This window comes from Paenibacillus sp. MBLB1832, from assembly GCF_032271945.1.
In the GTDB taxonomy this organism is placed as follows: domain Bacteria; phylum Bacillota; class Bacilli; order Paenibacillales; family NBRC-103111; genus Paenibacillus_E; species Paenibacillus_E roseopurpureus.
Window position 1 is genome coordinate 3,590,797 of the sequence record NZ_CP130319.1, and the last position, 15,171, is coordinate 3,605,967.

At 46.8% G+C, this 15,171-nt stretch carries 12 protein-coding genes; all 12 read right to left on the minus strand.

Translation table 11 applies throughout. The features are described from left to right. Nucleotides 1–147: 147 nt before the first annotated feature. The 12 genes from MJB10_RS16265 to MJB10_RS16320 all read right to left on the minus strand — a co-directional run bounded on the left by MJB10_RS16265 (nucleotide 148) and on the right by MJB10_RS16320 (nucleotide 15,163). Nucleotides 148–897, minus strand: a complete 750-nt coding sequence (locus tag MJB10_RS16265) for an IclR family transcriptional regulator (protein WP_314796301.1) — start codon at nucleotides 895–897, stop codon at nucleotides 148–150. A gap of 77 nt (nucleotides 898–974) precedes the next feature. Then, nucleotides 975–2,921 carry a glucosidase family protein gene (locus MJB10_RS16270; RefSeq protein WP_314796303.1) on the minus strand — a complete coding sequence of 649 codons (1,947 nt, stop codon included), beginning with the start codon at nucleotides 2,919–2,921 and terminating at the stop codon, nucleotides 975–977. A gap of 169 nt (nucleotides 2,922–3,090) precedes the next feature. Continuing rightward, nucleotides 3,091–5,280: an EAL domain-containing protein gene (locus MJB10_RS16275; RefSeq protein WP_314796305.1), complete on the minus strand. Its 2,190-nt coding sequence runs from the start codon at nucleotides 5,278–5,280 to the stop codon at nucleotides 3,091–3,093. After that, complete coding sequence (locus tag MJB10_RS16280; RefSeq protein ID WP_314796306.1) at nucleotides 5,249–7,789, minus strand: chemotaxis protein CheW; 2,541 nt, start codon at nucleotides 7,787–7,789, stop codon at nucleotides 5,249–5,251. Before MJB10_RS16280 ends, MJB10_RS16275 begins: the two co-directional genes overlap by 32 nt. After that, complete coding sequence (locus MJB10_RS16285; protein WP_314796308.1) at nucleotides 7,782–8,228, minus strand: chemotaxis protein CheW; 447 nt, start codon at nucleotides 8,226–8,228, stop codon at nucleotides 7,782–7,784. The genes MJB10_RS16280 and MJB10_RS16285 overlap by 8 nt, the downstream gene beginning before the upstream one ends. A gap of 16 nt (nucleotides 8,229–8,244) precedes the next feature. After that, on the minus strand, nucleotides 8,245–9,816 hold the full coding sequence (locus MJB10_RS16290) for a methyl-accepting chemotaxis protein (protein ID WP_314796310.1): 1,572 nt from the start codon (nucleotides 9,814–9,816) through the stop codon (nucleotides 8,245–8,247). 329 nt (nucleotides 9,817–10,145) lie between these two features. Further along, on the minus strand, nucleotides 10,146–10,502 hold the full coding sequence (locus MJB10_RS16295) for a response regulator (protein WP_314796311.1): 357 nt from the start codon (nucleotides 10,500–10,502) through the stop codon (nucleotides 10,146–10,148). 14 nt (nucleotides 10,503–10,516) lie between these two features. After that, the gene (locus MJB10_RS16300) at nucleotides 10,517–10,966 is read right to left on the minus strand and encodes a chemotaxis protein CheX (RefSeq protein WP_314796313.1); all 450 of its coding nucleotides are present in this window, start codon (nucleotides 10,964–10,966) and stop codon (nucleotides 10,517–10,519) included. A gap of 200 nt (nucleotides 10,967–11,166) precedes the next feature. Then, nucleotides 11,167–13,203: a MerR family transcriptional regulator gene (locus MJB10_RS16305; protein WP_314796315.1), complete on the minus strand. Its 2,037-nt coding sequence runs from the start codon at nucleotides 13,201–13,203 to the stop codon at nucleotides 11,167–11,169. Between the two features lie 188 nt (nucleotides 13,204–13,391). Beyond that, a complete protein-coding gene (locus MJB10_RS16310; protein WP_314796316.1) occupies nucleotides 13,392–13,721 on the minus strand; it encodes a spore coat protein in 330 nt (109 codons plus the stop codon). A 23-nt stretch (nucleotides 13,722–13,744) separates the two neighbouring features. Continuing rightward, a complete protein-coding gene (locus MJB10_RS16315; RefSeq protein WP_314796318.1) occupies nucleotides 13,745–13,981 on the minus strand; it encodes a hypothetical protein in 237 nt (78 codons plus the stop codon). Between the two features lie 363 nt (nucleotides 13,982–14,344). Then, nucleotides 14,345–15,163, minus strand: coding sequence for an AraC family transcriptional regulator (locus tag MJB10_RS16320; RefSeq protein ID WP_314796320.1), 819 nt, complete (start codon nucleotides 15,161–15,163; stop codon nucleotides 14,345–14,347). Nucleotides 15,164–15,171: the final 8 nt, after the last annotated feature.

Below are 15,171 nucleotides of genomic sequence, written 5' to 3' on the forward strand. Positions count from 1 at the left end.
ATTATAATAAACTAAGTTTATTATTTTAATCTATAATTTGAGTTTATCAGGTGCGATTGAAATTTTCAATGTAAATTCAAAAAAAAGACCGTCCACAAAGTAAAAACTTCTACTCCATGGAAGGCCTCATCCGTTCCTATTTGGTTTTCATTGTAAGCCCGATAATTTCTTCGCGAGCTGTTCGATCTGTTCTCGTGCCAATTCTTCCTTCTCTGCCCAGAGATGCGTCGACATGGATGTGCTAACCGCGGCAATCGGTTGGCCGCTTCGATCCAACACGGGCACTGCTATACAGCAGAAACCTTGCACAACTTCTTCAAATTCCGTAGCATAACCGCGAGCTCTTACTTGCCCTAGCTGGTTCAGCAGCTCAATATCGGTCTTCACCGTATGCGGCGTGAAAGTTTGATAACCGCTCTCCGCATACAGCGCCAGAACTTGCGCATCCTCCAGCGAGGATAACAAAGCTTTGCCCATCGCTGTCGCATACGCAGGCAGGCGCATGCCTGGCTCGGAAATCAAACGAACATGGGTTGCCGCTTCCTTTTTCGCCAGATAAACAAGCTCACCTTTATCCAGACGGGCAAGCTGGACTGATTCACCTAATCGGTGTACTGTCATTTCGGCTTGCTCCTGAAAATGCTTCACCAACGACATGCCTGTAAAGTAGGCATTACCTATACCACCGAAGAATGATCCTAGTGCATACGTGTCCCCCTTTTCTTTGACCACCCAATCCAAGGCTTCCATCGTGTGCAATAAGGAAAACATCGTACTTTTATTAATGCCTGTCGCCAAGCTCAAATCCATTAACTTCAGTTTGGAGGGTTGCCCTGCCAATAGCTTGAGCACATCTTGTGCTCGTTCTAGCGCTGGAACCCAGTACTTTCTTTCCATCGTTATACCTCACATACCCGAAATACTGACATATTAAACGTATCTAATAAATAAACCATCATTTCAGGGTTGTCAAGTCATACACAGATGAAAAGCGGTACTGTCTGATCCCATTTATGACTCTCCCACTTATCTGGCGTCCTGCAATCAACGTTGACGAGATCACCTTGCCTTGTCACAACAAGATCGACACACGTGCCGAACGCTTGGATCGCGCGCAGCGCCATCGTATTCCAACCTTGGGGCAATCGCGGACAACAGGTGAATGAACGCAATCCCATAGGCACGATGCCGAATAAGCCTTCCGTAATCACACGCGCGAACAGCGCACTTTCCGCAGAAAGATGGCGTTGATTGCCCTCGGGATACGCTTCAACCGCATAAGGCACGTGATCACCCAGCAGTCGATTATTCGCGTATTCCATCAGCTTCTTCATGCCTAGCTCAGTTTCGCCAGCAAACAAAATGCCGCGCAGGGCGTACAACGTGGAGCGGTCCCAATACGTCGTTTCGCCGGCCTGCGTCACTAAGCCGCCGCCAACCCATAACCGATTCGAAACCAAAGCGGCAATCGTCTGGTCCTTGCGTTCGAAAATGCCCATCGTGAGCGGTACACAGATCCAAGCTCGCAGAATGTCGTTTCCTTCATAGTAGCGGTACGTTTCGTACCCCTCGACCGTTGCACCGAAATAGGTCTCAATCGCTTGTCGGAGCGATGCTGCTTCTGCCTCAAACTCCGTCGCGAGGGCACCTTTCCCAAGTTCACGAGCGAGCTGTGCCGCGGATTGCAGCGCACCATATGTTAGTGATGAGGTGCAGAGGTTCGCCTCCCCGCTCGGAAACCGATTCTCGAGCTCATCGGAGTCCGATGCGATTACCCCGTCTGTGGTCCTTTTCTTCCTGCAAAAAGCCAAACACCACGTGATCGCTGGCCACAGCTCTTCGGCCATCAATCGGCTGCCGCTGGCCAGTGCGAACCGTGCAGCCCCGTATGCATACATGGCAGCATCGCCGCGATCCCCTGCGCCTTCCCAGATGTCCAGCCCCTCCGCGATGATCGACGAGGGTATGGGATAAAGATCGGGCCCCATGAACGGCATATAGAGCCTATACGCATTCAACGAAGCTTCCAGAGCTGCTTGATCGCCGAGAAAAGGAAAGAAGGGGCCCGCGTATTCCGCCTGATCGTTCGTCCAAACCGCTGCGTAATACGAGCCGCCGCCTGGCCCGTGGAGCAGTCCGCTTCGTGTGCGAAACACGCTTTCCGCTGCGCGGATTTTGGCCAGTCCGAACATCCGGTTCAGCACGGGCTCTGGTGTTTCCAGCGTTAAGGAGGCGCCAAGCTCATTCACGAATTGGCGCCGCAGCGCTTCCTCGGCAAGGGCTTCAAGCTTCGGCTGGAACCGCTGCAGCGTCATCGCGCACACCCAGCTCGTGTACGAGATCGACTCGCCTGGGCCGAGTTCACAAGCTCGCCGCGCATCATGGCCTGCGCTCACGACATAAATCCCTTTTGTTCCTCTGCGGTATCTTGTGACGTCCGACTGTGCAATCTCGATGGCTATCCCGTCTGGCGATTCATTCTGAATATGTACCCGTTCTAACCCATACGGAATGTACCTTGCGGGGAAGATGGATCTTCGAATACGAAGCCCTGCTCCTGCTTGACTCTCGAGCTCCAGTATCCCGTTAAATGAGATGCGATACGGTTTTTCTTCTATGAGGACACCTTCAGCACGAATCTCTGGTCTACATTCGCCATGAAAATCTTCGATCAGACTCGCATGCGTGTCATTGGGGATCGTGCGCAGATGTGGCCAAACTGCCCTTCGCACAATGCGCAAGCATCCTTCCGCATCGATACCGTACCTGACGATAAGTGAAATCTCTTGTCCACTCATTTCGATATGGTCTTCATGCGCTGCATCCCCTGGTTGGATGTCCCACCGAATTCCGCCATCATCGCTAATTTGCCAACGTGTGCCTTGCTCTGCATGGGATGACCCCTTCTTTGGTGCCTGCATACTGGTTCCGCCTCCTTCCTGCTATATGTAACGTTACGACGTGCAAGTCACTTCTATGCCTCGAGGTCCTTTGTTGAAAAAAGCAAAAAACAGCATCCAACTCCACCGAGTTAACTGCTGTTCATCTACACTTTGTTCTCAATTCTACTCCTGATGTTGTTCCCACACTTTAGTCCATCATCACTTGTTGCCTGGATGCTTCCTTCGTGCGCATTCCGAACCGTGTGAATAGCTCTGGCACTTCACTAGCCTCAATCGGTGGGCTAAATAAATATCCTTGCGCCGTCGGACAATTGAAATCCTGCAGCACCTTCAGATCTTCTTCGTGCTCGACACCTTCGGCAATAACCGCGATCTCCAGATTATGAGCCAGGGTAATAATCGTGTTCACGATTGCCGCATTCGTAGGATTCTTGGAAATTTCCTTGACGAAAGATTGGTCAATCTTGAGATGATTAATGGGGAATTTTTTTAAATAACTTAGTGAACTGTACCCAGTTCCGAAGTCGTCCATTGCAATTTTTAAACCCATGCTTCGAAAGCTATGTAATGTTGCTAATGCAACCTGAACGTCCATGGCCATACTTTCTGTAATCTCAAGCTCCAAGTATTGCGGCTCAAGCCCTGTCTGAAGAAGAATGTTGCCAATTTGCTCCTGTAGCGTTCTGTCAAAAAATTGCTTCGAAGACAAGTTCACCGCAACGGACACCTTCGGTAATCCCATATCCTGCCAACGTTTATTTTGCGCGCATGCTTCTTCGATCAGCCATTTGCCGATGGGATAAATGAGACCTGTTTCCTCAGCAATGGGAATAAACTCCATGGGAGATACGCGCCCAAGTACTGGACTTTCCCAGCGAATTAGGCTCTCGAACCCGACAATACGGTTTTCTGACACTTCAACTTGCGGTTGATACACCAAAATAAATTCGTTTCTCTCCAGCGCTTTGCGCAAGTACTTCTCCAGCTTCATTCTACGTTCAATTTTCACATGAAGCTCTGCATTGAAATGTTGGACTTGATTCCCGCCCAGCTCTTTCGCATAATTCATGGCGATATCGGCAAATCGAATTAACGATTCTGGATCTTTCTCGTCTTGCGGGTACTGGCTGATCCCAATGGAAGGTGAAATATATACCTCATGGTCAAGGACACGGATCGGCTGATTTATATTTTGAATGATATTACTCGTATATCGATCCAATTCTTCTTGCGACTGATGCTTCACCAATCCGATAAACTCATCACTGCCTACGCGGAACACATGGACTTCTTCTATCAACAAGCTGTTTTTCAACCGTCGCGCAATAACTTGCAGGATGCGATCTCCCGTTTCATGACCCAGTGTTTCATTCGTCAATTTGAAATGATCTAAATTCACAAAGATAATGGCAAACTGCTCCTGCTGCGCAATCGCATCTTCCATCCATCTCGTTAACACATGTCGATTCGGCAGCCCTGTCAGGGGATCATGGTGCGTTAAATACCGAATGCGTTCTTCCATACTTCTAGAAACCGTGATATCGACCGTTAAGGAGATGACTTCGATGACTGTCCCATTCCTCAAGATTGGACGGAGCACCGTCGAATAGTAGCTGCCGTGCCATTCCGTCTCGAAATGAAACACATCATCTTTCTCCCAAGACGCATGGTAGTAAGGCTCCATGAACTCCGCTAAGTGTGCAGGGAACACATCACCTAATTGTTTACCTACAACATCACTCTCTTTAATCCCGTACCAGCTAAAAAGAGAGCCTTCCCATTGGGTGTAGATAAATTGATTCTGTACTTTGCGAAATTTAACCAGAAGTCCATTTTGCTGCTTGATCTTCTGGTGCAGCTCAGCGTGAAACTGATGCATATCCTCTTCCAATTTCAGAAGGAACGTCAGCATCTCCATATGGATCTTGACCGAGTTTTCTTTCTCTGAAAGCGAAGTATCATTCCGCAGAAACTGTTTCTTTCTCATCGCTGTTCGACAACGGAGTAGGAACTCTTCTTCCATGCGGATATTGCGTTCTTTTTGGAACAAGGATTCTTTCTGGAAAAAATCCATTGCGCCATATTCCAACGCCTTCATGGCTGCATTCGAGCCTTCTTCCGTGTAGCTGCTTAACATCATAACAGGGACAGGATGAAAGCTCATGATTTGTTTCAATGCAGTGAAACCATCCATATCAGGCATCTCAATGTCGAGCGTTACCAATTCTGGTTGCAATTCTACAATTTTGTCCAGGGCATCTGCGCCATTAACTGCGAAGCCAACTACGGTGAACCCAGCATCTTGTTCGAAAAGCTTCGCAATCATATAGCGCATGACGATGGAGTCATCGACGATGAGTACGCGGAATGTTCTCATACATGTCACCTGATTCTAAGGAATTCGTCTGTAGTTGCGTGAGGATCCCATCCAGATCAAACACTTGGATAAGTCGGCCATCCTTCTTATAAATGCTTTGGATGCTCATGAATGATTCTTTCCTATGAACGATATCTTGAGCCAGCTCGTGATCGTACACGGCAACAATTTGCGTTAAAGAATCGACAGCAATCCCAATGGATTGCTCCTTATTGCGGACAATCAGCACACGCGAATAATTCGAAACTGGGAATGGAGGAAGTCCCATGGAAGCTCGCAAATCATAAACAAAAATCAACTCATCACGGATGTTCATGAGGCCGATCACGTTGGATTCCGCTCCCGCCACTTTTGTAATGGCTGGCATCGCGACAATCTCCTGCACATGTTCCAGATGGAAACCGTAGCATTGGGAATCCAGGTAGAGTGTAACCATTTCTTTTTTGGCATTGTTCTTGCCCTTGAGTACGCGCTCCTTGGTGCCGAAACGAACCTGACCTGACGAAGACATCTGTATGACAGCGCTCACGTCTAAAATCAGGGCGACTAGCCCATCACCTAGAATGGTCGTACCCGTGATGTAAGGAATGTGACCCACAATATCATCGAGCGATTTGATGACGATTTCTTGGTTTGCAATGAGTTGATCCACAACAAGACAGACGCGTTTCTCTGCCATGCCGATCATGAGGATGGACTTCTTGTTCCCTCTCTCATCCCCGCCTTGACTGCCTGACAATAGCGTATTCAATCGCAGCAGCGGAAGAATTTCTCCACGTACGTGGTACATCTCTTGACCGTGCAGCAATTGAATATCCGATTCATTGTATCGGAAAATTTCAATGATATTGGAGAGCGGCACCGCAATCGTGCGCTGTTGTTGACGAACCAGCAGTGACCGAATGATGGCTAAGGTTAGCGGCAATTTGAGCGTAATCGTCGTGCCGATTCCTATTTTCGTCTCAATATCAATGATCCCATTCAGTTTCTCGATGTGTGTACGAACGATATCCATGCCAACGCCACGACCAGATAGCTCTGTGACTTTCTCCGCTGTTGACATGCCTGAGTGGAAAATGAGAGAAATGATTTCTTTCTCGGTCATATGACGAGATTCTTCTTCTGAAATAAACCCTTTACTTACCGCTTTCAGTCGGATCCGTTCTGGATCAATCCCTCGTCCGTCATCTTGGACTGTGATGACAATGGAATTCTCCTCATGTGCGGCTTTCATGAAAATTTGCCCTTTGCGCGGCTTGCCTACGGCTTCCCGCTCGTCTGGACTCTCTAACCCATGGTCAGCGGCATTACGCAAAATGTGAATGAGCGGATCGCTGATTTCCTCGATCAAGGTACGATCCAATTCCGTTTCTTTGCCCTCGATCGTTAGGGCGATTTCCTTATTAGCGGTTTGCGATAAATCCCGAATGAGACGAGGGAATCTGCTGAACAACTGTTCGATGGGAATCATCCGCGTTTTCATCATCCCATCGCGCATGTTGCTGACGATTTTGCCCAAATGATGGGTAATATCTTCGAGCAGCTGGACGTCACCGTCACCTTTGAATTTATCATGAAGCCGTTTCTTCACATCGACGAGACGTGTATTATCGATCAACAGCTCGCCGACCAAATTAATCAAATGCTCTAATCGATGAACATCCACCCGAACCGTATGCGAAACCGGTGCCGCAGTCTCTTTCGCTGCTGATAGTACGGGCTTGCTGACTGGAGCAGCCTTCTTCATGGCAGGCTCTTGTGCGACAGAACTGATCTCCTCTGGGCTGCTTAACACAGCGGGGGCATGCAGGATCGGACTCACCATAACTTCTGCTAGTTGCGAGACTTGATTGATGTTCGCTTGCAGTTCATTTGCACCAAGTCGAGACTTCACAATAAACTGAAGCGGTCCTGACAATTCTTCGTCTTGGCTCTCAGCTGTAATGGCAGGCTGCGTAGAAATGACATCCCCCGACTCTTGCAGTTCGCGTAGAACGAGCATCGCACGAACAGCTTTCATTTCGGATGTAGGCTCAATCAGAATACGAATAGTTAACAATTCTGTATCAGGCATCGCGGATACAACTGGCTTAATGACTTCGGATTCGACGGGTTTCCCATCGCCCCGGGATATCCGATCCAGCACTTCGATCAGGTGCTCCGCAGGCTGTTCCTCATAAGTCCCTTTCAAGAACAGCTCTCGCTGATGCTTGACGTAGTCAATGCTTTGAAACAGGACATTCATCAATTCCGTTGACACTTGCAGCTTCCCATTGCGCAATTGATCGAAAATATTTTCCAGCTTATGCATCATCTCTTTGAGTTTATCAAAGCCCATTGCTGCAGAGGAGCCTTTGAGTGTATGAGCGATACGGAAAATCGTTTGAATCGTCTCCGGCGAGGAGCCATTTTCCTCTAATTCCAATAAGCTCTTATCTAGAAGAAGCAGTTGCTCGCTCAATTCATCCACGAATACGCCGATGTAGACTTCCATTTGAAACTCACTCATACCCTCTTACCTCCTGAAGGAATAGCTCTTGCATATCCAAAATCCCCACAAAATTACCTTCCAGTTCACCGATCGCGTGTAAAAAAATATTTCCTTTGTGCCCGAATTGTTCGGTAACTGGCTTTACTTCGGAGAATCCGATGACTCTGCTGACACAATCGACGACAAGCCCTAGTGTTTTGCCAGCGAGTTGCGCAATGATGATGCGTGTATGTTTCGTATTTGCAATCGACGGGATGTTCAGCATCGATCTCAAACAATAGATCGGAATAATATTGCCGCGCAAATTAATGACACCGCGCAAATTTTTCTTTTTTCCTGGAAGCACCGTAACTTCATGCATAGGAATGATTTCTTGAATCGTCGAGATCGAGAATGCATAATGTTCTTGTTGAATTAGACACTCCACATACAAAGGTGTGACTTTCGTTGTCGTCATATTCAGCACCTCATCTTTACACTTTGAAATTCGAAACCGATTGATTCAATTCATCTGCTAATGAGGCCAAAGATTGGGATGAACTTGCTGTTTCTTCAGCGGCAGCAGCTGATTCTTGACTCACCGCTGCGATGCCTTGCATGAAAGTAAGTACTTCCTCCGATTGCGCGGATTGTTCCTCGCTGGCTGCAGCAATCTCAGAAACTTGATTGGCTGTGTTGGCGACCATGCGAACTATATTCTCGAACTGAACACCTGTGTGCTCGGAGAGTGTAGCCGCTTCAGCAACCGCTTTGACACTAAGCTCTGTATTGGTTTGCATCCCTTTGATAATCGTAGCAATTTGTTTCGTTGCTTCACCGCTGCGTTCTGCTAGTTTACGAACCTCTTCCGCTACAACCGCAAAGCCTCTGCCTTGTTCTCCTGCACGTGCCGCTTCAATCGCGGCATTCAAGGCTAGTAGATTCGTTTGATCCGCAATATCATCAATCACTTCGATAATTTGGCCAATTTTGTGTGCATCCTGCTCTAACAAAGACATCTGTTTCGAAACATTTCCCATCGACGTGATGGAAGCTTGAACCGCGTTCCCGCCTTCTTTGGCGCCATTTCTCGTTTTTTCAGACAAGTCCGCAACAGCTTCTGCATTTTGAGCAACGGAGTCGATTGCAATGGAAAGCTCTTTAAATAGACTATTCACCGTTTGTGTAGACTCGGCTTGGTGCATGCTGCCTTTAGCGATTTGTTCCGTCGTTGCCGAAATTTCCTCTGCAGCTGCGGCTACATTTTGAGAAGAGGAGATCGTTTGTGAAATAAGCGCTCTTAAATTGTCCAACATACTATTGAAGCCGTCTGCTAATGCGCCAAGCTCATCTTTCGATTTCGTAACAGCTTTATCGCGAAGATCACCTGCAGAAGCCTTTATCACGACAGCAAGTAGCGAATTTACAGTGTTGGACATTGTGGAAGATAAATACAGGGCAATAAAGAGGCCAGAGGCAATGGATAATACGGTTAAAACAATAATTAGAATCGTACCCGAATGATTTTTGGAAACGGCAGTGTCTACTTCAGCTTTCGAACCTACTGTATTGTAATCAATCCATTTATCAAAGAGGTCTGTTGTTTGGATGCGATAGGTGCGAATTTGTGAAATGACATCGTAGGCTGCTTTGTCTTCATTTTTCGCTGCCAATTGTGTAATCGCTTCTGTTTGACTCATGTAAGCTGTCATGGATTTCACAAGATCATCATAGATACTCCTCTCGGCTGGGGAGTTGACAAAAGGCTCATACGTTTTTAATTCTTTCAGCGCGTCATCTTTGCTTTTCGCAATTGTCGTTTGCACAGATGCGATTTTATCAGGTTCATTCTCTAGAATAATTTGGTGAAGTCCTACTCTAACTTCACTGAAATCGCTTTTGATTTGATCGATTTTAAGAATACTTGGAAGCCAATTTCCTTGCACATTGACAGCTGATTTCTGAATGCCATTCATGCTATACATAGCTACTACACCAACGACGAGCGTCAGTGCGATGATGAGAATAAAACCAGCTAATAACTTCATTTTAATTGTTGCTTTCATCACAAATATCCCCCTAGTAATTGGTCAATTAGTTTCTGTCTGCCTGCTTGAGTCTCCCTTATCTTACTGAGCAAATGTTGGAAAACTTACACGCCGAATCTTAGCAATTCATGTTTTTACCTCATACTTATCTAATGATTCTTATTCTCAATTAACCTAGTAAAAGCAAAAAAGCCATATATACCTAGGCGATTTCCTAGCCCCCATGACTTTTAACCCACGAAAAGTGTTAGATAAATGTTAAATTGGATCTAATTACCTACAATCATCTACAAAAAAAACACACCCTCCTGCATCTTCAGCAAGTGGATGTGCGTTTGTCTTAGGTCTTACACAGCTCTGCGAATTGCGTCCAGCACACGATCGCCTTGGAATGGCTTTACGATGAAATCTTTGGCTCCAGCCTGGATCGCCTGGACGACCATCCCTTGCTGCCCCATCGCGGAGCACATGACGATTCTGGCATTGGCGTCCTTCTTCCGAATTTCCCTAACGGCTTCCACGCCTTCCATCTCGGGCATCGTGATGTCCATGGTTACAATATCTGGCTTTAACTCTTGATACTTCTGGATAGCGACAAGTCCATTCTCCGCTTCTCCAATCACTTCATGGCCGCCTTTGGTCAAAATATCCTTCAACATCATGCGCATAAATGCGGCATCATCAACGATTAAAATTTTAGCCATGTTATCCGCTCCTCTTACGAATTGCCTTCCATTAGAACCACCCGAATCTCACCGACAGCGTCAATGGAGATCGGCAGTGTCAGCTTATTGCCTTGATCTTTCCAATCAAAATTATCTTCCAACAGCGATGGGGTCGTAATATCTAGCGAGATCCCTTGCTCACCAAGAATCGTCGTCGTTCCGCCTGCAATAATGTTCGCAATTTCGCTCACACAGCTGTCAAGCATCTCGCCTTCCATGTACATGCCGAAAACCGCTTCACTAATTCGACTAAATACGACACGCTGTCCATCTAAAACCATGCAGTAATCACTGTTCGTAAATTGAATCGCGACGCCAATCTCATCCTTAATGAGCGGTTCATTGTCCGTACATACTTTGGCTTGACTTAACGGTCTTGGAATGATGTTACCGATTGAAGTCCTCACACTGTCCAGCAACAGGTTTTGCATATTTTCTACCATGGTTTCTCTCCTATTCAATTGTGTCTAACCGTCTTGCCTCAATACGTCTACTTTAGCCGATAAATGTTAGCGAACTACCAACCAAACTGTTAGATATGTGTGTGAAATAGGAAAATATATCATACATTGAAACGATCCAACATGAAAAACCTGTCAATGGACTCAAACGGGAGTTCATTGACAGGTTCAATTTTTACAAACTAGTTACCCAAAAACTTCGCGATTTTATCGAGCAATCGTTGCTGTGAAGCAATTTGCATGGTCAACATGTCGCAACGTCGCGTAATTGTTTCCTCATAGGCAGTAATCCGAGTGGAGACAAGTTGCTCCAACTGATCTGTTACCTGTTGCGAAAGCGCGTTATGATCTTTGCGTAAGTCGGCGATTTCATTTGCTACAGTATCGCAACGGACACCTAGTTGATCTGTCGTTTGTGCTAAAGCTCTCAGAGCATCGACTTCGGAGCAGATCGCTTCGAATCGGGCATTGATCGGTACGGATATCGCCTCTACGGCGGCTATTAATTGCGTTTGAAAAGAGAGCTCCAGCTCACTGCTGACATTTTGCGTTTGGATGAGAAGTTCATTGCGAAACTCATTGCACAGCTCATTGTTTACCTCTTCGATGGTTACGCCTAGTGTTTCAAATCGCGCATCGATGGGTGCTGTTATCGCCTCTGCGGTGGCCGCTAGTTGAGTTTGGAACGATTTCTGAAGTTCGTTACTGTCATTTTGAAGTTGAATGAGCAGCTCATTGCGCAGTTCACTGTTGAGTTCGTTCATGGAGACGCTTAATGTTTGGACTCGCTCATTGATCGGTTCTGTTTGGAGCAGGAATTCATTGCGCAGTTCGGAGCTCAACTCACTACGCAGTTCGTTATTTCGTTCGTCGATGGTGGCTCCTAAAGTTTCTAACCAGGCATTCATCGGTTCCGTAATGGCCTCCGCAGTGGCCGTTAATTGAGTTTGAAAAGATTGCTCCAGGTCTTCGCTGACTTTTTGCGTTTGGAGCAGCAGTTCATTTCGCAGTCCACTGCACAGCTCGCTGCTCAATTCGTGGAAGGTGACGCCTAACGCTTCGAAACGGGCATCGATCGGTGCGGATAGTTCAATTAGCTTATTTTGGAAGGAATTCTCAAGCTCATCACTGGCAGTTTGAACTTGAGCGAGCAGCTCATTGCGCAATCCCTCGATGATGGCATCGTACGAATGAAGTTTCGTGTCCATGGGCTGTGCAAAAGCTTCAAGCTTATTTTGAAAATTTAACTCCAACTGTTGGGCTGATGTAGAAATTTCCCTTTTCAACGCTTGCTCCAGCCATTGTTCAACTTGAGGTAGTATGCTGCGCAGCTCATCTTGGAGCTCTTTCTTATCCGTGGCAACGTACATCATTTGCTCCTGCAGTTGTTCGATCGAGGCGGTTAGTTCGCTTCGATCATTGAGCTCGATCAATTCAGCGACGCGATGCGTGAAAAGCTTAATCACGTTGCGCAGCTCGGTGAATTCCTCCGATATCCCTTGAAATTGCTCATTGCATGTCTCGGTCAGGGCTGTGATCGTTTCATTCTGCTTTGTTTCCTTCTGCATCGTATTGTCGGAAACTTCGATCATTTTATTTGTAAGCACATGCATCAAATCTCTAAGCTCTGTGATGTCCGTCGTTAGCTGTGCAATCTGTGTAGGGGTGGTATCCACAACAGGCGCAAATCGACTGCTGCTCGAAAGGGACGCGATACCAACCAACTGATTCAAGTCATTCGCCGGGTCTTTTGGCAATCGTGGGGCGCGGTTCGCTTCCATTTTTTGCGTGAGCACTTGTAAGATTTGAAGCAGTTCAATCGTTTCATTGTTGAATTGGAGGGGAACGGGTTCGTCTTTATGCAGCAATTCGGAGTCAGATTGGCTAGTGAATACTGGCGACGCGAGATCTACGTTTTCATTTACCTCCTGGGTTGCCTCCTCCGTTTCTTCGCTTACATTTGTGTGCGCGGCAATTTGCAATTTCTGAGCTTGGGATAGGTCATGTAAATGCTCCCGTATCCATTTCAGCGGTTTATTCATTTCTCTCATTTTCGCAATAATTCGGAAAATCTCGATGGCTTCTTCTGTGTACATCACCGTTCTTCCCACTGTGACAGTTGGAAGAAAATCACTATACTGCGTAGACCACTCCGTTAAGGTTGCTTGTGGTTTTCTGATTTTGCTGGCGATCTGGTTGAGCTTATATGTCCTTTTCATTGTCTTCCGTCGACATCCTCTCTACTTATGTCCATTAGCCTAGGCATTCGCTACAACATCTTATTCAGCACTTGGTCCAAATGACAATGAGAATAACGGCTTAATGAAGTAAAAAGGAGTCCTCCGAATGAACGGAAGACTCCTTTGTTATTTGGCAGAACACTGGGTGTGCGGCTCCGCTTTCTTTATTAGTGAAAGGTCGGGAATTGGGTCTGATAGTTGGTGAATTGTGTTTTCACCTGCTGAATTTCTTGCTGATCCGCAACCTTCATCTTATACCAGCCCTTCTGAAACATGAGGTCAAACAGCTGGAATTGCGTATTATGCGTATCGCTCAAGATACTCTGCACCGTTTCGTGCAGCTTTGGGTTCTGCATTTCAATCAAACCGATGTTGTAACCTGAAGACAAATACTTCTCATTCGTTAAAATGTCATTGATATAATCACGATCGTTCAGCTCCGGCCCTTTCACCTGGGGAAGCTCCCCGGTCTGGGGCATTGCCAACTCAAGACTCATACCTCTACCTCCTTAGGATTATGCTACTGCAGCATTGATAACAGCGTGTTGTAGTGATCGAGGTGCTTTTGCCCCGTTTGGTTAATTAGTGCTTTAATTTGTGGATCTGTGCAGTGATTTGCAGTGTCCTTGCACTTCTTCATCGCGAGCAGCTCCCAGGACATAAAGTCCTTCACATAGGAGAGTTCCTTCTCCGTAATCACATTACGATCTGTCGTCGTTTGCGTTTGGCTTTGACTTTGTTGCATCATTTGATTCATCGTTGTCCCTCCTCTCTTTCGGTTCCTTATATTGGGTCTCACTTCATGTACTATTTGCCATCTTGCGCGAAATTATCCATGTGAAAAAAGGATGCTAGTGCATCCTGTCATCTGTCGCGCTAGTATGTTGTATTGCATGCAACTTTAAATAGTAAAAAGTTCCAGATTGCGCTCAGTGGTTGTATGTCGTACAACATTTTCGGCCTAAAAGAGGGAGTTGAGCCCCGTTTTCGCCTTTTTAGTTTTGTTGTACGGAGTACAACGTAGGAGACGGAGATGGCCTGAGCCGGCTCACCATGTTGCAGTTTCTGCAACATGGTGACTGGTTGCGTGACTGTACTAGGCTATACGGATGCCCCCGTATCATCTGTCCCTAAGCCCGCTCCACGACAGCTGCCTAAGCTCCGACGCCGTATGTCCCGTCGTCTTTTTGACTAAACGTGCGAAGTGATGAGACGTCTTGAATCCGCAGCGTTGCGCGATCTCGGTAATGCTAAGCCCCGTATTCGTCAGCAGCCCGACGGCCTGTTTCACGCGATAATGCCATAAGTACTGAATTGGCGTGGTATGTTCATGTTGTCTGAACAAGCGAACAAGGTGCTCCGCTGAAACGCCCACAACTTCCGCCCATTCCGTCAGTGTAATATCTTCCGCGTAATGCACAGTTATCCAAGCAATTGCCGCATAAACTGCCGGATGCTTCTCTTGTTGCAGAATCGTCAGTTTGGATTCTGTCGGATACAGCTGCAAAGCGGCAAGTCCTAAACTGATCATCAACGGGTCCGAGCTCGATGTATCCTGCTGAATCCTCAGCATCAAATCCAACAGTCGATTCATGTTCTCCGACAATGGAAGACACTCTGGCATAGCGGAAAGCTGTTCAAGGACTTCTCCCTCCAAACCAGGTACGTGAACAGCAATCCATCGATGCCAAGAATCCTCCGTTTTCGAAAAAGTAAAATACTCCTCGTGCCCAGGCATTAACATAATGAGATGTCCAGGTTTAACATGAATCGTTCGATCACCGATGGTAACATCCATCTGACCTGAATAGAGCATGACTAGCTGAATATCCCGCTGAATACGCGGACCAAATCGACCTCCTGGTGGATACACAATGGATCCTGCAGTAACAGATTCTATCGCCCCTATATCCATGGTCGTTCTACCCGATTCTATCATCCCTTTCC